Genomic DNA, 19739 nt, shown 5'->3' on the forward strand with positions numbered 1-19739 from the left:
AGGGCGCCGGCTCCCCGGCAGGAGGAGGAGAAGGCATGGACGCGGAGAACAAGAGCGGCCCCGGCAGCGGGGGCAACGACTCCTACGGCAGGAAGAAGTTCAAGCGGTCCAGGAGCCACTTCGCGGACCGCATCACGGCGGACGGCCGCGACGGCTGGCCGGTGGAGGCGGGCCGCTACCGGCTCGTCGTCTCCCGGGCGTGTCCGTGGGCGAGCCGCGCCCTGGTCTCGCGGCGCCTGCTGGGGCTGGAGGACGCCCTCTCGCTCGGCGTCACCGACCCCCTCCAGGACGACCGCAGCTGGCGGTTCACCCTGGACCCCGACGGCCGCGACCCGGTCCTCGGCATCCGCTACCTCCACGAGGCCTACGACGCCCGCGAGAAGGACTACCCGGGCGGGGTGAGCGTCCCGGCCGTCGTCGACGTACCCAGCGGCAGCCTGGTGACCAACGACTACCAGCAGCTCACCCTGGACCTGGCGACCGAGTGGACCGGCCACCACCGCCCCGGCGCACCCGACCTCTACCCGGAGGCGCTGCGCGAGGAGATGGACGAGGTCATGGACGGCGTCTACCGCGAGGTGAACAACGGCGTGTACCGGGCCGGCTTCGCCACCGAACAGGAGGAGTACGAGGCGGCCTACCGGGACGTCTTCCACCGCCTGGAGTGGCTCTCGCAGCGGCTGGCGGACCGCCGGTACCTGATGGGTCCCAGCATCACCGAGGCCGACATCAGGCTGTTCACGACGCTCGTCCGGTTCGACGCCGTCTACCACGGCCACTTCAAGTGCAACAAGTTCAAGATCAGCGAGGACCGGGTGCTCTGGGCCTACGCCCGTGACCTCTACCAGACGCCCGGGTTCGGCGACACGGTGGACTTCGACCACATCAAGCGCCACTACTACCAGGTGCACACCGGTATCAACCCCTCGGCCATCGTCCCGGCCGGCCCGGACCTGTCCGGCTGGCTCACCCCGCACCACCGCGAGGAGCTGGGCGGTCGGCCGTTCGGCGACGGGACCCCGCCCGGGCCGGCCCCGGCGGACGAGCAGGTGCCGGCGGCGGGGCGGCCGGCCACGGCCTGACGCCTCCCGGCACGCCGACGGCCCGGACCGCGCGGTCCGGGCCGTCGTGACGCGGGTGCCGCCCACCGGGAGCGGCCGGGCGGGCCGCCGCGCTCGGTGACGCGGGCCGTCGTCAGGAGCTGTAGGGCTTCACGTCGAGGATCTTCACCATGGCCATCTTGCCGTTGGGAAGCTCGTACTGCGCCTCTTCGCCGACCTTCTTGCCGTTGACACCGGTGCCCAGCGGGGACTGGGGGGAGTAGGTGTCGATCTCGGAGCTGGCGTACTCCCGGGAGGCCATCAGGAAGGTCAGCGTGTCGTCCGGGTCGCCGTCGAAGGCGATGGTGACGACCATCCCCGGCGTGACCACGCCGTTGTCCGCCGGCGCCTCGCCCACCTTGGCGTGCGCGAGGAGCTGGGTGAGCTGGCGCACGCGGAGCTCCTGCTTGCCCTGCTCCTCCTTGGCAGCGTGGTAGCCGGCGTTCTCCTTGAGGTCACCCTCCTCACGGGCAGCCTCGATCTTCTCCGCGATCTCGATACGCGCGGGACCAGACAGGTGCTCCAGCTCGGCCTTGAGCTGGTTGTACGCCTCCTGGGTCAGCCAGGTGACGTTGTCGCTGGTCTGGGTCACGGGTGCTCCTCGTCGGTACAGGGAATACATCAAACGCCCTCCCAGGAAGCTTTGCGCCTTCTCGGGTGGGCGAAACCACGAGCCTAACAATTCCGGTACAAAGCGGGGAAGGGAAAATCTCCGGGCGCAGTGTCCGCCCTGGTCAGAGCCGTTCCCCAGCGTGCCGGACGGACGGGGGCCGCGGTCGCCGTCCGCCGGGCGCGGTGGTCCCGCCCCCGCGCGCACAAGCAGTCGGTGCGGCGGCGCAGGCGGTCCCCCGAGCGCCGCCGGTCTCCCGTCCGGCCTGACACTCCCGGGCCCGAACGGGTCCTGCCCCGCCGGGCACGTCCTCACACCTGGGCGAGGGCTCGCGGGCAGGGGCCGGCAAGCCGCCGGAGCCGCCGAAGCGTGCCGGACGGAGCTGGGAGGTGGCGGGTGCCCGGGGGCGGGGGAGGGAGGGGTGCGGGGCGCCGGCCGCTCGCCGAAGCCGTCAGCTTCCGGAGGCCGTGCAGCCCTGCAGCTCGGCGTTGGTGGCGTGGGCCGTGGTGCGGATGGTGACGGTGGTGTTGACCTGCTTGGTGTGCCGCTGCCGGATCGGCACGTCCTTGCGGCCCACCTCGGTGTTGTCCTCCGCCATCGAGCGCAGGGTGCACACCCCGGTGGCGTCCGCGTCCTTGACGACCTCCAGGTGCACGGTCACCGCCCTGTCCGACAGCACCTGGTACGTGATCAGCCTGCCGCTGAGCTTCTGCCCGGTGATGTAGGACACCCCGGCCCACGCCACCACCACGAGCAGGACCGCGCCGAGCACCGATCCGACGATCTTGAGCGTGCGGTCCTTGCGCTCGTCCGCGGTGCGGCCGTACCGGCCTGCCGGGGGCGTCCCCACGCCCCCGGGGCGGTGGGTGTCGGGCGCCGTGGGTTGCGCGTCCGGCGCCATGGCGGGTTCCTTCCGGTAGGCGGACCAGGAATCAAATGCCCCCTCGCTTCGGTCACTATAGGAGTCGTCTTCAACGGACCTTCACTGAGGATCGAGTCTTGACTGAGCAGCTACGACTGATGGCGGTGCACGCCCACCCCGACGACGAGTCGAGCAAGGGTGCCGCCACCATGGCCAAGTACGTGTCCGAGGGGGTGGACGTGCTGGTCGCGACCTGCACCGGCGGGGAGCGCGGCTCCATCCTCAACCCGAAGCTCCAGGGCGACCCGTATGTCGAGGAGCACATCCACGAGGTGCGGCGCAAGGAGATGGACGAGGCCCGGGAGATCCTCGGCGTCCGGCAGGAGTGGCTCGGCTTCGTCGACTCCGGCCTGCCCGAGGGCGACCCGCTGCCCCCGCTGCCCGAGGGCTGCTTCGCCCTCCAGGACGTGGAGAAGGCCGCCGAGCCGCTGGTCCGGCTCATCCGTTCGTTCCGTCCCCAGGTGATCACCACCTACGACGAGAACGGCGGCTACCCGCACCCCGACCACATCATGACCCACAAGATCACGATGGTGGCGTTCGAGGCCGCGGGGGACCCCGACCGTTACCCGGAGGCCGGCGAGCCCTGGCAGCCGAAGAAGCTCTACTACAACCAGGGCTTCAACCGGCAGCGCACCGAGGCGCTGCACAACGCCATGCTGGAGCGCGGCCTGGAGTCCCCCTACGGGGAGTGGCTCAAGCGGTGGACGGAGTTCGAGCGGCTGGAGCGCACGATCACCACTTTCGTGCCCTGCGCGGACTTCTTCGAGATCCGCGACAAGGCGCTGATCGCCCACGCCACCCAGATCGATCCGGACGGCGGCTGGTTCCGCGTCCCCATGGACCTCCAGCAGGAGGTCTGGCCCACCGAGGAGTACGAACTCGCCAAGTCGCTCGTGGACACCTCCCTCCCCGAGGACGACCTCTTCGCCGGCATCCGCAACAATTGACCCATGATGAGCGCGAACAGCACCCTCGCCGTGACGCACGCGGTCACCCTGGCCAAGGAAGTCGACCCTGACAAGGTGACTCCGGGGCTTCTCGGTTTCGTCGTCTTCGCGGTCATGGCCGGTGCCGTGTGGCTGCTGATGAAGTCGATGAACAAGCACATGCGGAACGTCGACTTCACCGAGACCCCCAAGGAGGCCGAGAAGGGCTCCGACGGCGGTACCGCGGCGTCCGAGGCGGACACCGCGACGGACGGCAGGACGGCGGGCGCCGCCAAGGGCCGCACCGCAGCCACCGGCACGCCGTAGGGCCCCCGCGGAACGTGCCGGTCCGCCGGGCCCGGCACGGAACCGCCGCCCGCACGGGAGACGAGCCGGAAAGGTCGGGCAGCAAGCCGACCCCGGCCGCTCCGGCATGCCCGGCTGTTCCGGCATGCCCGGCCGCAGGCGCACGCTCCCCTGCTCCTTCCGCGCACGCACCCCGGCCTCCCCTCGTCCGGGTCGGGGACGCGGCTGAGCACGGCTGACCTGTAGCCGCGCGGGCCGCACGGGTCCGCGCAGGCCGGCCGGGCCGCTTCGGCGTGCTCCGGCTCACGGCGACCGCCCCTCCCGGCCACGGCCTCGATGACGGCGTACCGCTCCTTGCTCCGGGAGCCGTGCCGCATCCCCCGGGGGGTACGCACCCGTGCTCCCTCCCGAGCCCCGGCTCCAGCCCCGGCCCCGAAAGCCGACCGCCCGGGCACCAGCCGTCCCTGTACGCCGGTGGCCCGCCCCGCCCTGTGAGCCGGTGGCCGGCGTCCGCGAGGTGAGGGACGAGCCGAGCCGCGTCCGGCAGGACGCGGCGGTGACGCGCCCGTGCCCTGCACCTTGGCCGTGCTCTGCCCCTGGCCGTGCTCTGCCCGCGCCCCGAGCACACGCCGGGCGCCGCGGGCCGGTCGTGTCGCCCGGTGCCCGGAATCGGGGACAAGGCGGCGGTCCCCGCGGGAACCGGCAGGGATCTGCGGGGGAGGTCCCTCGCGGATTGTGCTCCCCAGCCACACCGGCCGCCCGCACCGCGTCGACGACGCCGAGGAGCAGAACCGTGACCAAGATCGTCCTCTTGCCAGGGAGCGTACGGGGCGCCTCGGTGAACCGCACCGTGCTGGCCACCCTGGAGGACCGTTTCTCCCGCCGCCCGGGGAAGATCGGGACCGGGTTTCTCGACCCCGGTGCCCTGCCCCACTTCGACCAGGACGTGGAGCAGGACGAGACGGCCCTGCCCGCCGCCGTGTCCGACGCGCGCGCCCTGGTGACCGCAGCCGACGCCCTCGTCATCAGCACGCCGTCCTACAACGGCGCGATGTCCGGAGTGCTCAAGAACGCTCTCGACTGGCTGTCGCGGCCCTGGCGGGACAGCTCCCTCACCGGCAGGCCGACGGCGATCCTCTCGGCCTCCCCCGGCCGCAGGGGAGGCGAGGAGGCCCAGGCGGGTCTGCGCGCCGTACTGGAGAGGGCCGGGGCGGTGCTGCTGGACCACCCGGTCCTCGCCGTCAGCAACGCGACGCAGCGGGAGACCGCACGCGGCCTGTTCACCGAACCCGCCCTCGTGGCCGCCCTCGACGCCGTGGCGGAGTCCGTGCTGACCGGCCTCGGTCTGCCGGCGCACCCCGATCCCCAGGCAGCCACCGGAGTCTGACGCACCGGCCGACGGAACGGCACACCTCCCGTCGGTGACCGCGCACCCACGGGCCCGGCCCCGGCGGCCAGGTCCGCCCCACGCACCCAGCACACGAGGAGACCAAGCAATGCAGGACGTCACGGGGATACCCGACACGGACCCCACCCGCCACGCCACCGTGCGCACCGAGGTCCGCGTACCGCTCGGCTTCGGCCACGAAATGCCGCTGGACGCCCGGATGGTGACGTTCGACGGGCTGCTGGACGGCAAGGAACACCTGGCCCTGCGACTCGGACAGCCGCAGGACGTGCCGCTGGTCAGACTGCATTCGGAATGCCTGACCGGGGACCTGTTCGGTTCGGCGCGGTGCGACTGCGGGCCGCAGCTCAGTGAGGCCCTGCAACTCATCACCGACCGCGGCGGCATCCTTCTCTACCTGCGCCAGGAGGGACGCGGCATCGGGCTCTACAACAAGCTCGACGCCTACCACCTCCAGGACACCGGCCTGGACACCTACGAGGCGAACCGGGCCCTCGGGCTTGAGGACGACCTGCGGGACTACGCCTCGGCCGCCCAGATGCTCCGCGCCGTCGGCCACACCGAGATCGACCTGCTGACCAACAACCCGGACAAGGTACGGCAGTTGGTCGCGCTCGGCATCAAGGTGCGCAACGTCGTGCGCACGGGCGTCTTCCGCACCCGGCACAACTCCTCCTACCTGTCGGCCAAGGCCAGCAAGACGCTGCACACCATCGAGCTGGAAGAGCAGACCGCCTGATGAGGTACCGACCGACCGCCACGTCCTGCCACCGCGCCGCCGGGTTCCGGAGGTACGCCGATGTCTGAGCCCGTCACCGCCACCAACCCCAACGAGATGGGCGAACGGGAGGCCATGGGGCTGCCCGAGGCGTTCGTCGACCGGATCGACCGCATGAGGTACCAGAAGGAGTGCGCCCAGCTGGCGTCCCGGTCGCCGGAGCAACTGGCGGTGACGGCCGGCGACCCGGCGCTGCCCCACCTCACCCGGTTCGCCGCGGGGAGCCTGCTGGCTCTGCTGGGTGACCCGCGCATCGACGTGTGGTCCCCGGAGATGGTGGACGTTCCCGGTGGGACCGCCACGATCGGGCTGCGCGCCGAGCACGTCGACGCCGTCGTCGCAAAGTTCGCCGCCGTCGGCGTCGTCCGCGAATGGATCGAGAAGGAAGTCCCCGCACACCCGGTGGAACTGGCCCCCTACCGCATGGCGCGTTACCCGGTGACCAACCTGGAGTACCGCGCCTTCCTCCTGGAGAACCCGGGCACCCCGCCACCGACTTCCTGGACGTTCGGCGCGTACCCCGCCGAGCGGGCCAACCACCCGGTGTGGACCGTCACCCCCGAGGACGCCGACGCCTACGCCGCCTGGCTCTCCGCCAGGACGGGACGGGCCTTCCGGCTCCCCACCGAGGACGAGTGGGAGCACGCCGCCGCCGGACCCGGGGGACGCACCTACCCGTGGGGTGAGCGGATGGCGGAGGACTGCGCCAACACGGTCGAGACCGGCCCCCTGACCACCACCCCGGTCGGCGTCCACCCGGCAGGCCGCGGCCCGTTCGGCACGGACGACATGGCGGGCAACGTCGAGGAGTACGTCGCCGACGACTACCGGCCGTACCCGGGCGGCACCGCGGTCGCCGACGACCTGCTCCGTTCGGGCGCCGGCTACCGGGTGGCACGCGGCGGCAGCTTCACCCGGTACGCCGACCTCGCGCGCTGCCGGCGCCGCCACGGCTGGTACCGCAAACCGATGTACGCGATGGGGTTCCGGCTCGCCGAGACGCCCGGCACGCCTGCCCCCGCCGAGGGGGCCGCCCGGCCATGACCGAGAGTCCCCACACCATTCTGAGCTGCGCCTCCTCCCTGGACGGCAGGATCGACGGCACGGGCCCCGAACGCCTGGTGCTCTCCAGCAGAGCCGACCTGGACCGGGTGGACGCGGAACGCGCCGGCTGCGACGCCATCCTGATCGGGGCCGGGACCCTGCGCAGGGACAACCCGCGGCTGCGCGTCTCCCCCCGGCGCGGCGCCGAGCGGGCCGAGCGCGGACTGCCCGCCGATCCGCTCCCCGTCGTCCTCACCCGCAGCGGCCGGCTGCCCTCCGACCGCGTCCTGTGGAACGGCGACCGGCGGGCACTGGTGTACTGCCCGCCCGCCGCCGCACCAGGACTGCGCCGACGCCTGGGCGACCGGGCGGAGGTGGCCGAGCTCGCAGCCGGCCCCGAACCCGGCGCCGTCCTCGCCGACCTGGGCGGGCGGGGGGTCCGCAGGCTCTTCGTCGAGGGAGGGCAGCACATCCACACCGCCTTCCTGGCCGCAGGCATGGCCGACGAGATCCAGCTGTCCATCGCACCGCTGATCGTCGGGGAAGCCGGCGCCCCGCGCTTCGTCGGCAGCGGCAGCTTCCCCCAGTCGGGGCGGCGGCTGCAGCTGCTGGAGACCAGAGTGCTGGAGGACTCGGTCCTGCTGACCTACCGCTGCCACCGTGCCGGGGACCGGGAGGCGGCTGCCTGATGCGCACGGCACACCACGAGACGCAGGGCACGCGCGGCACGTGCCGCCCTGACCGCGCCCGCGGTCAGGGGCCCGGCCGACGTCCGCCCGCCGGAGCCGCACCCGACCCTGTCCCACCCGCGCCCTCCCGGGGCCGCGGGTCCACGGGACGCAACCGAGCAGGTGGGACGGCATGAGCACACCCGGACACGACCAGGTCCTCGCCGCGTGCAAGGAGGGCGCACTGCTTCCCGGCCGGGACGACGGCGCCCTGCTGGAGCAGGCCATCGCCCTGTCACGGCACTGTCCGCCCTCCCGTACCGCCTACTCGGTGGGGGCGGTGCTGGTGGCCGCCGACGGCTCGGTGCTCTCCACCGGCTACTCCCGTCAGGACGGCTCACCGGTCCACGCCGAGGAGGCGGCCCTGCGCGCGCTTCCCCCTGGTGCGGAGCTGCGGACGGCCACGCTGTACTGCTCGCTCGAACCCTGCAGTGAGCGGGCCTCCGCGCCGCGCCCGTGCGCCGAGTTGATCGTCTCGGCGGGGGTCGGGCGGGTCGTGGTCGGCTGGCGGGAGCCCGAGTTGTTCGTCGCCCGCTGCCGCGGCCTGGAACAACTCCGCGATGCGGGCGTGGCGGTGGAGGAGCTGCCCGCCTATGCCGACCTGGCCCGCCGGTCCAACGGCCACCTGCCCCTGGGCCGGCCCGCCACCGGACCGCCGGGAGAGGGCGGGCCGGCATGACGGCTGTGCCGTGGCCGCTGCCGCCACGGCCGGGCCCGCCCCCCTGCGTGGTGACCGGGCCGCCGGCGGAGCAGCTCACCCAGAACGCCCCGGTCGACCAGCAGACCCGGCTGGAGAGGGGGATGTCCGTCCTGCACGGGGTGCGCACCGGCGCCTCGTCCGCCTGCCCGGGCGGCAGCCGCGCCTTCCACCTGGAGACCTGGCTCGCGCTCGGCCCGCCGCACATGTTCTTCGCGGGCACCGAGTTCGCCCACCTGCATCCGCACTACGACGGCAGCGTGCACGTCTTCCTCCCGCCGGCCACCGCATGGGCGGTGCACGCAGGAGGCTGGGCCGCCCCGCCCGGCCCGGACGGGGCGCTGCTGGTGTACGGCCCGCGCAACGCGGTCGAGACGGAGGTCGTCCGGGCCGTGCTGCTGCGCGCCTACCACCACGCGCGAGGCGTCCCCGACACCTGAGGACCGGCCCCGCCGCCCCGGGGTACCGGTCGCCGGAAACCTGCGGGAACCGGGAGGGAGGAGGCGAGGAGGTCTGCCGGTGAGGATTCCTCATGTCCGGAGCGGACGACTTCCACCCTCCCGGTCACGTGCTCTGCATCGCCTTCCACCTCGCTCCCGCGACTTCACCCCTGGCAGGTCACCATGCTCAAGCACCTCCCCGCCTCCGTCCTTTCCCTGTCCGTGCTGTTCGCCGGCGCCCTCGGCGTGCAGAGCGCCGCCCCAAGCGTGCAGGCCCCGCACCGAGCCCACTCTGTGCAGGCCACCGACAGCGGTCCCACGGTCGTCCCCCACGGGGCCGACAGAGCCCCCCGGGTCTGAAACCGCCTCCCGCGTCCGAAACCGCCCCTCCGCCCGCCACCTCTCACCCAGGAGTACCTCTGTGATCCGCCACCGCGGCCCCATCAGCGGCATCGCCGCCTACCAGAACACCTACGTGGCCACCGCCGGCTACGACAACCAGGTCATCCTCTGGAACGCAGCCGACAAGACCCCGGTCGCCCGCAGCACCCACGACCACCTCGCCAACCAGGTGGCGTTCAGCCCGGACGGCCGGTACCTGCTGACCTCGTCCAGCGACTACACCGCCCGCCTGTGGTCCCTGCCCGAGCTGCGGCTGCAGGCGGTGCTCTCCGACCACGAGGACGACGTGGAGATGTCGGTCTTCCACCCGACCGAGCCGCTGATCGCCACCGCCTCGCGGGACCACAACGTCCGGGTCTACGGGCTGGACGGCAGCCTCAAGGCCGTCTTCACCGGACACACCGCGGACGTGATCTCCGTGGAGTGGGCCGGCGGCGACCGTCAGGAACTGGTCTCCTCCAGCGACGACGGCACCATCAAGCGGTGGTCGGTGGAGACCGGCGGCATCGTCGCCGACATCGACCTCGGCGGTGTGGAGACCGACACCGTCGCCCTGGCCACGGACGGCACCGTGTACGCGGGCAACGACGACGGGGAGATCGTCGTCGTCGACGAGCAGGGCACCACCAACCACCCGGCCCACGACGCCGGCATCAAGAGACTGGTCCTCAACGCCGCCCGCGGCCTCCTGGTCAGCCTCAGCTACGACCGGACCCTGCGGGTGTGGAACATCACCGGCGGACTGACCGAGGTGGCCTCCTCCACGCTGCCCAGCGAGGTGTGGCCACGCTCGTGCGCCTTCCTCAACGACACCACGCTCGTCTTCGCCACCTTCGGCTCCTCCTACGCGACCTACCGGGTGGACGACGGCAGCTGGGACCTCGGCGGCGTCGAGCCGACCCCCGGCTACAACGCGGTGACACCCCACAAGGGCACCGTCCTGACCATCGGGGACGCGGGCGTGCTGTGGCAGGACGGTGCGGAGCGCTCACGCACCGGAAGCCTGTGCAACTTCCTCGTCGACGTGGGGCCCCTGGTGGTCACCGGCGGTCAGATGGGCGCCCTGTTCGACGCCTTCACCGGCGAGGTGCTGCACCAGCACAGGTCACCGCTGAACTGCGGAGCGGTCTTCGAGCGCGACGGACGGCCCCACGTCGTCGTCGGCACGTACACCGGTGAGGGACTGGTCTTCTCCGTCACGGACGAGGGCAGGCTGCGCCACGAGGTGACGCTGCAACTGCACCAGAACGCGGTCAAGGGGGTGGCGGTCTCGGGCGACCTGATCCTCTCGGTGTGCGCCGATGCCGAGGCCGCCTGGTTCTCCGTGCGGACCCTGACCCAGGAAGGGCGCGTACCCGAGGCCCACGACAAGATCGCCAACGGCTGCGCCGGCCTGGGCAACGGCGAGTTCGCCAGCGTCAGCCGGGACCTGCGGCTGCGCATCTGGTCCGGGACCGAGGCCGAGACGGTCAAGAGCCCGCACGACCACTCCATCAAGAGCGTGGCGGCTTCCGCCGACGGCCGGTTCGTCGCCACCGGCGGCTACAACGGCATGGTGGCCGTCTACGACCGGGCCAAGGGCGAATGGTCCACGGTGCTGCGCCCCACCACGGCCGGCATCTCCTCGATCGCCTACGACGCCGACGGCGGGCGCTTCCTGTGCAGCTCGTACGACAGCGCGGTGCACGCGGTCCCCGTGGAAGCCGCCTGATCCCGGCCGGCGCCACGGCGGTGCCGCACTGCGGCAGCCGAGCCGTGGCGCCGGGCCGGGCCGCCGGTCAGACCCGCACCCGCACCCGCACCCCCGGTCGCGCCTCCACCGGGACGCCCATGACGGCGAAGAGCCGGTCCGCCTCCGCCTGCCGGACCTCCGCCTCCTCCGCCCGGTCCAGCGCCCGCAGGGCGTCGGCGGAACCGGCCAGTGCGCGGGCGGTCTCGGGCCACAGTTCGACAGCCGCCGCCAGCGCGTGGGCCCGGCGGTGGAAGGCGAGGGCCGACACCGCGTCACCGCGCGCGAGGTGGACCCGGCCGAGCAGGTTCTCCGCCGTCGCCCGCCGGTTGCGGGTGCCCTGTGCCTGCGCCAGTTCCAGGGCCCGCTCGGCGCACTGCTGCGCCTCATCGGTGAGGCCCGCGTCCAGCCGCACCTCGCCCAGGCAGAGCAGCGCGGCGGTCTCCTTGGCCGGGGCCTGGACGGCCTCCGCCAGGGCGAGGGCCCGTTCGAGGCAGCGGACCGCCTCCCCGTCCTCACCGTTGCGCGCGTGGGCGTGGCCGAGTTCGGTCAGGACGAACGCCTCCACCATCCGGTCGCCGATGTGCCCGGCGAGCGCCACCGCCTCCACGCCGGTGGAGACGGCCGCCGCGCCACGGCCCAGCGCGGTGAGCACCGCGCAGACGTTGCCCAGGGTCTCGGCGCTCTCCCGTTCGTTGCCGAGCCGGCGGTGCAGGGTGAGTGCCGCGCGGTAGGAGCCCAGCGCGTCATGGAACCGGCCCAGACTCCAGCGCACGATCCCCAGCCTGCTCAGCGCCACCGCCTCCCGCTGCGGGTCGCCGGTCCGGCCGGCCAGCTCGAGCGCCTCCTCCAGGGCTTCGGCGGCCGGCCGGTACTCGTCGCACTGCCAGTGGGCGACGGCCAGGTTGGTCAGCGAGACGCTCAACAGGGCAGGGGAGTCCAGCTCCCGGGCGGCGGCCACCGCGTACTGCCCCACCGTGCGCCAGTCCTCGTAGTACACCTGGCTGTGCAGGTAGAAGGCGAGGCTGCGGGCGAGCACAGCGGTGTGGCGGTGCAGCCCGGCACGGCGTCCCGCCGCCAGCACCGCCAGGAGCGTGGCGTGCTCGGTCCCGAACCACGCCCGCGCCTCCTCAGGGTCCGCGAACGCCGGCAGTGGGGACCGCACCGGCCCCGGCACGCTCAGGCCGTGCTCGTACCGGCCGGGAAACAGCAGGTCGCAGGCGCGTTCCGCGGCGTGCACGTAGTAGTGCATCAGCCGTTCGCAGCCCGCCCGCCGGGCCTCGGCACCGCAGTCGTCGTCCGGCGGGAGACTGAGCGCGAAACTGCGGACCAGGTCGTGCAGGTCGTAGCGCTCCCAGGTCCGCTGCTCCAGCAGGTGGGCGTCCAGCAGGCTCTCCAGCACCTCGTCGGCCTGTTCGGGCGTCAGCGCGAGCAGGGCCGCCGCGCACATGCGCGAGAAACTCGGCCCGGGGTGCCCGGCGAGCAGCCGGAAGGCGGTGCGCAGCGGGGCGGGCATCGAGTCGTACGACAGGGCCAGGGCGGCGCTGACGCTGTGCTCGCCCGAACGCAGCTCCCGCATCCTGCGGTCCTCGTCGGCGAGCAGGGCGACCATGTGCCGGATACTCCACTCCGGGCGCCGGCCCAGCCTGGCCGCCGCGATGCGCAGGGCCAGCGGCAGCCGGCCGCACAACCGGACCAGCTCGGTCATCGCCGCCGGCTCCGCGTCGGTCCGCTCGCCGCCCAGGGTGCGCCGCATCAGCTCGACGGCGTCCGCCTCCGGCAGCAGCCCGAGCGCCAGCCAGGTGGCACCGGCCAGTTCCACCAGCCGGACCCTGCTGGTGACCAGCACCAGGGCGCGCGTCGACCCCGGTATCAGGTGCCGTATCTGCTCGGTGCTCACGGCGTTGTCCAGGACGAGTAACAGCCGGCGCTGCGCGGTGATCGAGCGCCACAGCGCCACCCGCCCCCGCACGTCCTCGGGCACCCCCTCGCCGGGCACCCCCATGACCCGCAGCAGGTGGGCGAGGACATCGCCACCGGTGCGGGGTGCGAACCCGAGGGTGTGGCCGCGCAGGTCGACGTAGAGCTGCCCGTCCGGGTACTCCTCGGCCAGCCGGTGCGCCACCCGGACGACCAGCGCCGTCTTGCCGGCGCCTCCCATGCCGTCCACCGTCACGATCCGGGTGCCGCCGCCGGTGTCCGCGTGCACCAGGTCGAGCAGCCGACGCAGCTCCTCCTGCCGGCCGGTGAAGTCGGCGAGGTCGTACGGCAGCGTGTTCGGCGGGCAGTCCGGCGGATCGAACCGCGGGGCCGCCACCGGAGGAGGAGACCCGGCCGGATTCCTGGCGGTCGCCGGCAGGTCCAGTTCGGGGCTCTGCCGCAGGACGGCCTCGTGCAGCGCGATGAGGCGGGCGCCGGGCGTGATGCCGAGCTCCTCCGCGAGCAGGGTGCGGACCGTGGCGTACTCGTTCAGCGCCTCGGCCTGCCGCCCGGACCGGTACAGCGCGAGGATGAGCTGGTGGCGCAGGGACTCCCGCAGCGGCTGCTCCTCGACCAGGGCACGGATCTCCCCGATCAGGGCGGCGGACTCGCCGAGCCGGGCCCGCAGCTCCAGGCACTTCTCGGTGGCACGCACCCTGAGCTCCGCGAGCGCGAGGGTGGCACGCGCCATCATCGCGCCACCCAGTCCCTGGAGGGTGGGGCCGCGCCACAGGCGCAGGGCCGCGCGGTACTCGGCCACCGCGTTGTCCAGCAGCCCGGCCGCCTCGGCCTCGCCGGCGCGGCGCAGCCGGATCGCGAACAGGCTGGCGTCCAGCTGGTGTTCTTCGATGTCGATGCGGTAGCCGCCGTTGGCGGTGACGATCAGCCGGCCGCCTCCGGGGAGCCTGCCCCGCAGGATGGACACCGCCTTGCGGATCTGGTGCAGGGCCGTGTCCGGCGGGTCGTCGTCCCACACCATGGCCACCAGCCGGTGCACCGGCACCACGCGGCGCGGCTCCACCAGCAGGGCCCCCAGTACGCGCGAGGGGATCGCCCCGCCGGGCTGCACCGCCTGCTCGCCGGAGGTGACCGTCAGCGGCCCGAGGATCGCGAAGCGGACCTGTTCCGGTGCCGAGCGGGTGGTGCGGTCAGGTCCGGCGCCCTCCGCCGGGCGGGGGCCGGTGTCCCCACTTTGGACTTCCGTCAGGTTCCCGCCCACGCCCATGGCAGCCTCCCCCTGGTGCCGCAGCAGCATGATGCTGTGCCGACCCGGTGGGGAGTGTATGGGAACGGGGTGGAGAAAGCCTGTGACAGGTTTCACACCATTACGGCCGGGCGGGGGGTGGACACCCGGCGTTCCCGGCCACCGGTGCCGCCCGCAGCGGACGGCTCCCGCGCAGCGCCGCAGTCAGGTCACGAGGGGAGGCCGCCGTCCTCCGGGGAGCCGCTCACCGCGGTCGCCCGAGCCCGCGAGACGGACACCGCCGCGGCCCCCACCAAGGTGACGAGGGCGCAGATCCCCATCGCGGCACGGGCTCCCCAGGCGTCGACGGCCCACCCGACGAGCGGCCCGCCGACCGTGGTGCCGCCCGAGAAGGCCAGCGAGTACAACCCCATGACCCGTCCCCGCATGCCCTGCTCGACAGCCAGCTGCACGGTCGCGTTGGCCGTGGTGTTGAAGATGATGCTCACCAGGCCCATCGCGACCAGCAGGACGAGGAACACGGTGTACCCCGGGGCCGCCCCCGCCAGTGCCTCCGTCGCCGCGAAAGCGAGTGCGTAGGCGACCAGACGGCTCTTCCCGCGGTCGCCGAGGCGGGCCGTGACCAGCGCGCCGACCACGGCACCCGCCCCGAGGGACGCGGTCATGAAGGAGTAGTGCTGCGCGTCGGCGTGCAGCGGCCCGTTGGCAAAACCGGCGAGCAGCGTGGGGAAGTTGTAGCCGAAGGTGCACACGCAGGCCACCAGCGTGATGGGCCACAGCAGTTCCGGCCGCTGCCGCACGTGAGCCAGTCCCTCCCGCACACCGCCCGGCTTCCGGCGCGTGGCGGTCGCCTGCCCCGCCCCGGCACGCACCGCCAGCAGGGTGGCCACCACCACGGCGTAGGACAGCGCGTTCACGGCGAAGGCCCACCCGATGCCGACCACCGAGATGACCAGACCGGCGACGGAGGGGCCCACCAGCCGGGCGCTCTGGAAGTTGAGCGCGCCGAGGCTGACGGCGTTGCGCAGCAGCTCGGGGCCCGTCACCTCGGAGACGAAGCCCTGCAGGGCGGGGGCGGAGAAGGCCCGTACCGACCCGGTCAGCAGCGCCAGGGCGAAGACGAGGTAGAGCCGCACCGCGCCCGTCAGCGTCAGCACCGCCAGCACCGCGGCGAACAGGCCCAGGAGCACCTGGCTGACCACGAGCAGCCGGCGGGTGGGCCAGCGGTCGGCGGCGGCTCCGCCCACCAGGCTGAACACCAGCACCGGCAGGAACTGCAGCGCCGAGGTGATGCCGACGTCGAGGGTGTGGCCGGTGAGCCTGAGCACCAGCCAGTCCTGCGCCACCAGCTGGGTCCACGTTCCCGTGTTGGACACGAGCTGGCCGAGGAAGAAACGCCGGTAGTCCCGTTGACGCAGGGCCGCGAACGCGCCTGTCCGCACAGGGGCGGAGGCCGTTTCGCTGCCCCCGGCGGGGGAGGGCGCAGGGGTGGTCATAGTGCTTCTCGATTCGTCTCTCGGGCCGTGAGTGTCTGCGGGCGGTGGGGGGAACGCCCCGACCGGTGGACCCGACCGGGGCGGTGCGCGGTGGCGCTCAGGTGGGCTCCCGGTCGAGCGCCGCGCCGTGCGGGCGTTCACGGCGGGGCGGCGCCGACGACTGCCGCGGCAGGACACCTCCTGCCGCGAGGACCCGTCCGCCGGCCGGTACCTCCGAGGTGACGAGGGCGTGCGCGCCGATGAACGCCCCGTCACCGACCGCCACCGGGCCCAGGACGGACGCTCCCGCCCCCACGACCACCCCGTCGCCGAGAGTGGGGTGACGCCGTTCCCCCGGCGGCCTGGTGCGGTCGCGCCACCACCCCACCGCGCCCAGCGTGACCTGGTGGTACAGCGTGACGTCCGAGCCCAGGACGGCGTCCTCGCCGATGACCACGGCGCAGGCGTGGTCGATGAAGAGACCGCTGCCGATCCGGGCCCCGGGGTGGATGTCGCACCCCCCGGAGAGCATCCGCCCCACCAGGGTCATCACCCGGGCCGTGCTCCGGTGCCCCCGGAGGTACAGAGGGTGGGCGAGGCGGTGCAGCCACAGCGCGGGAAGGTAGGGCGCCAGCACCGCTTCCGGCAGGCCGCGCACCGACGGGTCGCGCTCCACCACCACCCGGAGGTCGGCCAGCACCCTGTTCCGGAGCAGGGACAGCCGGCTCCGGCGCTTCACGCGACCGGTTCCGCGACCTGGAGAGCCGCCACCCGCTGCCACTCCTCGGGCGTCCCGGCGTCCGGCAGCACGGTGACCACGGTCGCGGAGGACGGCAGCGCGGCGGCCACTTCACGGGCGGCCAGCCAGTTGGCTGCGGCGGAACTGCCGATGCGCACCCCGGTGAGCCGGTGGAAGTCGGCCATGCCCGCCAGCGCCTGGGGCCAGGAGACCGTGCGGTGCTCGATCCGGTCGTCGTCGAGGGTGACGAACGGCTGGCGGATGCCCAGTCCCATGCCGCCCGAACCGGCGTACTTCGGGAGTCCGTTGGGCTGTGCCGCACTCCCGTAGGGTAGCTCCGCCGGCGACACGCCGACGGCTCGCACCCCGGGGTGGGCCGCGCGCAGCGCCCTGAGCACTCCGACGAGCGTGCCACCGGTCCCGATCGAGGCCACCCAGGCGTCCGGGGTGGCGCCGTCCAGCTGACGGAGGATCTCCGCGCCGGTGGTCGCCTCGTGGAGCAGGACGTTGACCGGGTTGCGGTGCTGGTAGAGCAGGGTCCACCGGTCGTCGGCCGCAGCGATGCGCACAGCGTGGCGCACCACCTCCAGGAAGCCCAGCTCCTTGTCGACGAGGTCGACACCGACCCCGCGGGTGGCGAGCAGCTCCAGGAGGCTGGCCGGGCTCGCGGACGACAGCACGAAGCGGGCGGTGATGCCCAGCTCCGCGCTGAGCAGGGAGAGCGCGCGCGAGAGGTTGCCGCCGGAGTACTCCAGGACGCGCAGTTCGCTCAGCGGCCGGTCGCCGTGGCGCAGCAGGGCGTCCCCCAGCAGGGCGCAGGCGACCCGGTCCTTGATGGAGCCCGCGGGGTTCTCCCACTCGCACTTGCCGAACAGGCGGGCGCCGCCGGCCGTACCGGGGAGCTCCATCAACGTGGTGTTGCCCACCGACTCGGCGAAGCGGCCGTAAGCGGGGTGCCGCCTGCCCACCTCCTTCAGGTCGGGGACACCGGCTGCAAGGTCCCGTGCGGTGAAGGGCGCCTCAAGTGGCTGGACTGCGACGGCAGGGGGCATCGGAAACCTCACTCGGCGCGGGTAGGCAACGTCCGGGCAAGCCTGCCGTGCCCGGGTTCCCTCCGTGGTCCCCCCGGGGTCCCTCGTCCCCGCGGCCCGGCGGGAGGCCGCGGGGAGCACTGCGGGAACCCCACTGGGCACTGTGCTGACCACCGCCGGCACCAGCCGGGCGGCCCCGGCACCTCCGGTACCCGAGGGCGCCCCGGAGCGGTGGACCCCCGCCACCGGACCGCCCGCCCCGATCGGCAAGGCGGCGCGTACCGCGCCCCGTGAAAGGAACCCCGTGATCGAGAAAGTGGACTCCCCACCGCTCGGGCCGAACGTGTACCCGTCGGCCCTGGCCGAGGACTTCGCCACCCGGTACGCGGAGGGGCGGGACTCCTGGACGGGCGAGCCGGCGATGCAGCACGCGGTGCAGGACCTGATCGGTGTGCTCGCCGACCGCCCCGGACAACACGTCCTCGACGTGGGCACGGGGCACGGCAGGGACGCGCTCGTCCTGCTGCGGGCCGGCCACCGCGTGACCGGGATCGACCTGCTGCGCAGCCCGCAGTGGGACGAGGTGAGTGCCGCGGGGGAGGACCGGGCCCGGTTCCTGACGACCGACCTGCTGAACCTGCCGGAGGACACCGTCTACGACGCGGTGCTCGACAACGGGTGCATGCACCACCAGCATCCCGACCTGTACGGCGCCTACATCGAACGGCTGTGGCGGGTGCTGCGCCCGGGCGGGACGCTCCTGGTCTCCGTCTTCGGCGCCAGGGAGGCGCAGGGCGCGACCTACCTGAGCAACGACCGCCGGCTGTGCCGCGAGTTCACCGAGGCCGAACTCGGGGACGTGTTCGGGCAGCACGGCTTCACCCTGTCCTCCTGCCGGAGCGTCCCGCGGGACCTCCCGGGACGGCACTACCTGCTGGCGACCTTCAGCCGGGACGAGGCCCTGGCATGAGCTTCGTCGTGATCGTGGAGCACCAGTCGTGGCGGGCCTTCGAGCTGGTCCGCGTCGCCTCGGAAGCGGGGCACGAGGTCGCCTTCGTCACCAGCGACCTCGCCTGGTACCTCAAGGGCAGGCCCGCCGAGGAGACCGACCTGGTCCGGGCGGACCACGTACGGGAGGTGCCCGACACCGCCGACCCCGACCGGCTGTGGGAGGCACTGGCGCCGCTGGTCGCCGTGCGCCGCCCGGACGCCGTGCTGAGCGTGAGCGAGAAGCACACCCTGGCGGTGAGCAGCGTCGCACAGCGGCTCGGCATCAGGCACACCTCGCTCGACGCCCTGCGGCTGCTCGGCAACAAGTACGCCTGCCGGCGCAGGCTCGCCGAGGCGGGACTGCCGCCGGTGCGCTGCCGCCTGGCCGAGGACCTGCCCGGGGCGGTCGAGGCCGCCGAGGAGGTCGGCTACCCCGTGGTCGTCAAACCCGTGGACGGCTCGGGTTCGGTGAACGTGAGCGTCGCCACCACCCCGGAGGAGGTCCGGGCCTGCTCCCGGCCCATCCTCGAACAGCACAGTTACGGACGCTCCACGCTGGCCCAGCGCAAGGTCCTGATCGAGGAGTTCCTCACCGGTGAACTGGTGAGTTGCGAGACCCTGACCGCGGGCGGCGAGCACCTGGTACTCGGCATCACCGACCGGGACGTCACGCCCCTGCCCCACCAGGTCGAACTCGGCGGCTGCTTCCCGGTTCCGCACCCGCGGGCCGAGGACATAGCCGCGACCTGCCGCGCGGCACTGGACGCCGTCGGATTCGACTTCGGCGCCGCGCACACCGAGATCATCCTGACTCCGGCCGGGCCGCGCGTGATCGAGGTCAACGGGCGCCTCGCCGGCGGGCTCATGCCCTACGTGCAGAGTGCGGCGCTCCAGCGGGACGTCTACCGCGACCTCGTCGACCTGTTCCTGCACGGCACGCTGCCGCAGGTGGCGCCCACCGGCCGCATCGCCTGCATCAAGGCGCTGACCGCGGACAGGCCGGGCGAACTGCGTGCGGTGGAGGCCAGCGCCCTGCGCGCGGCCGACGGGGTGGTCGACTACGAGATCTGGCAGGCGACGGGCACCCAGGTCAGGCCGCCGCAGCACAACCGCGACCGCTACGGCTCGGTGATCACCCTGGCCGCGACCGCCGAGGACGCACGACGTCTCGCCGCCGAGGTCATCGCCACCACCCGGCTCGTGATAGCGGGGACCGGCGCGTGACCG

The 19739-nt window shown here is 73.2% G+C and carries 18 protein-coding genes; 12 read left to right on the top strand and 6 right to left on the bottom strand.

Annotated elements, in window-relative coordinates:
• The first annotated feature begins 35 nt into the window (after nucleotides 1–35).
• On the top strand, nucleotides 36–1082 hold the full coding sequence (locus tag ACFV3R_RS20320; protein ID WP_385584603.1) for a glutathione S-transferase family protein: 1047 nt from the start codon (nucleotides 36–38) through the stop codon (nucleotides 1080–1082).
• A 112-nt stretch (nucleotides 1083–1194) separates the two neighbouring features.
• Here the strand turns inward: ACFV3R_RS20320 and greA are convergent, their stop codons facing one another.
• Together greA and ACFV3R_RS20330 are read right to left on the bottom strand one after the other, a co-directional pair.
• Entirely contained in the window at nucleotides 1195–1692 is a 498-nt protein-coding gene (gene greA, locus ACFV3R_RS20325; protein ID WP_385584606.1) for a transcription elongation factor GreA, read from the bottom strand.
• 469 nt (nucleotides 1693–2161) lie between these two features.
• Complete coding sequence (locus tag ACFV3R_RS20330; protein WP_385584609.1) at nucleotides 2162–2611, bottom strand: DUF4307 domain-containing protein; 450 nt, start codon at nucleotides 2609–2611, stop codon at nucleotides 2162–2164.
• Between the two features lie 98 nt (nucleotides 2612–2709).
• Between ACFV3R_RS20330 and mca the strand changes: the two genes are divergently transcribed.
• The 9 genes from mca to ACFV3R_RS20375 all read left to right on the top strand — a co-directional run bounded on the left by mca (nucleotide 2710) and on the right by ACFV3R_RS20375 (nucleotide 11075).
• Nucleotides 2710–3582, top strand: coding sequence for a mycothiol conjugate amidase Mca (mca, locus tag ACFV3R_RS20335; RefSeq protein WP_385584611.1), 873 nt, complete (start codon nucleotides 2710–2712; stop codon nucleotides 3580–3582).
• 3 nt (nucleotides 3583–3585) lie between these two features.
• Nucleotides 3586–3888 (top strand): hypothetical protein, encoded by a 303-nt coding sequence (locus ACFV3R_RS20340; protein WP_385584614.1) that lies wholly within the window; start codon nucleotides 3586–3588, stop codon nucleotides 3886–3888.
• Between the two features lie 772 nt (nucleotides 3889–4660).
• Entirely contained in the window at nucleotides 4661–5254 is a 594-nt protein-coding gene (locus ACFV3R_RS20345) for an NADPH-dependent FMN reductase (protein WP_385584616.1), read from the top strand.
• 109 nt (nucleotides 5255–5363) lie between these two features.
• Complete coding sequence (gene ribA, locus ACFV3R_RS20350) at nucleotides 5364–6014, top strand: GTP cyclohydrolase II (protein WP_385584619.1); 651 nt, start codon at nucleotides 5364–5366, stop codon at nucleotides 6012–6014.
• Between the two features lie 60 nt (nucleotides 6015–6074).
• Entirely contained in the window at nucleotides 6075–7097 is a 1023-nt protein-coding gene (locus ACFV3R_RS20355) for a formylglycine-generating enzyme family protein (protein ID WP_385584622.1), read from the top strand.
• Entirely contained in the window at nucleotides 7094–7786 is a 693-nt protein-coding gene (locus ACFV3R_RS20360; RefSeq protein WP_385584625.1) for a RibD family protein, read from the top strand. Before ACFV3R_RS20355 ends, ACFV3R_RS20360 begins: the two co-directional genes overlap by 4 nt.
• Before the next feature lie 172 nt (nucleotides 7787–7958).
• Nucleotides 7959–8504 (top strand): deaminase, encoded by a 546-nt coding sequence (locus tag ACFV3R_RS20365; RefSeq protein WP_385584628.1) that lies wholly within the window; start codon nucleotides 7959–7961, stop codon nucleotides 8502–8504.
• Nucleotides 8501–8962 carry a hypothetical protein gene (locus ACFV3R_RS20370; protein ID WP_385584631.1) on the top strand — a complete coding sequence of 154 codons (462 nt, stop codon included), beginning with the start codon at nucleotides 8501–8503 and terminating at the stop codon, nucleotides 8960–8962. Before ACFV3R_RS20365 ends, ACFV3R_RS20370 begins: the two co-directional genes overlap by 4 nt.
• A gap of 421 nt (nucleotides 8963–9383) precedes the next feature.
• On the top strand, nucleotides 9384–11075 hold the full coding sequence (locus ACFV3R_RS20375; protein WP_385584634.1) for a WD40 repeat domain-containing protein: 1692 nt from the start codon (nucleotides 9384–9386) through the stop codon (nucleotides 11073–11075).
• Nucleotides 11076–11142: 67 nt separating this feature from the next.
• Here the strand turns inward: ACFV3R_RS20375 and ACFV3R_RS20380 are convergent, their stop codons facing one another.
• The 4 genes from ACFV3R_RS20380 to ACFV3R_RS20395 all read right to left on the bottom strand — a co-directional run bounded on the left by ACFV3R_RS20380 (nucleotide 11143) and on the right by ACFV3R_RS20395 (nucleotide 17543).
• On the bottom strand, nucleotides 11143–14328 hold the full coding sequence (locus ACFV3R_RS20380) for a BTAD domain-containing putative transcriptional regulator (RefSeq protein ID WP_385584637.1): 3186 nt from the start codon (nucleotides 14326–14328) through the stop codon (nucleotides 11143–11145).
• 158 nt (nucleotides 14329–14486) lie between these two features.
• Nucleotides 14487–15773 (bottom strand): MFS transporter, encoded by a 1287-nt coding sequence (locus tag ACFV3R_RS20385; protein WP_385584640.1) that lies wholly within the window; start codon nucleotides 15771–15773, stop codon nucleotides 14487–14489.
• A 97-nt stretch (nucleotides 15774–15870) separates the two neighbouring features.
• Nucleotides 15871–16491: a serine O-acetyltransferase gene (locus ACFV3R_RS20390; protein ID WP_385584643.1), complete on the bottom strand. Its 621-nt coding sequence runs from the start codon at nucleotides 16489–16491 to the stop codon at nucleotides 15871–15873.
• Nucleotides 16488–17543, bottom strand: a complete 1056-nt coding sequence (locus tag ACFV3R_RS20395; RefSeq protein ID WP_385584646.1) for a PLP-dependent cysteine synthase family protein — start codon at nucleotides 17541–17543, stop codon at nucleotides 16488–16490. The genes ACFV3R_RS20390 and ACFV3R_RS20395 overlap by 4 nt, the downstream gene beginning before the upstream one ends.
• 283 nt (nucleotides 17544–17826) lie before the next feature.
• Here ACFV3R_RS20395 and ACFV3R_RS20400 point away from each other — a divergent pair, with 283 nt between their 5' ends.
• Both ACFV3R_RS20400 and ACFV3R_RS20405 read left to right on the top strand, forming a co-directional pair.
• Nucleotides 17827–18492: an SAM-dependent methyltransferase gene (locus ACFV3R_RS20400; protein ID WP_385584649.1), complete on the top strand. Its 666-nt coding sequence runs from the start codon at nucleotides 17827–17829 to the stop codon at nucleotides 18490–18492.
• Nucleotides 18489–19736: an ATP-grasp domain-containing protein gene (locus ACFV3R_RS20405; protein ID WP_385584652.1), complete on the top strand. Its 1248-nt coding sequence runs from the start codon at nucleotides 18489–18491 to the stop codon at nucleotides 19734–19736. Before ACFV3R_RS20400 ends, ACFV3R_RS20405 begins: the two co-directional genes overlap by 4 nt.
• Nucleotides 19737–19739: the final 3 nt, after the last annotated feature.

The organism is Streptomyces sp. NPDC059740, from assembly GCF_042733155.1.
Classification (GTDB): Bacteria; Actinomycetota; Actinomycetes; order Streptomycetales; family Streptomycetaceae; genus Streptomyces.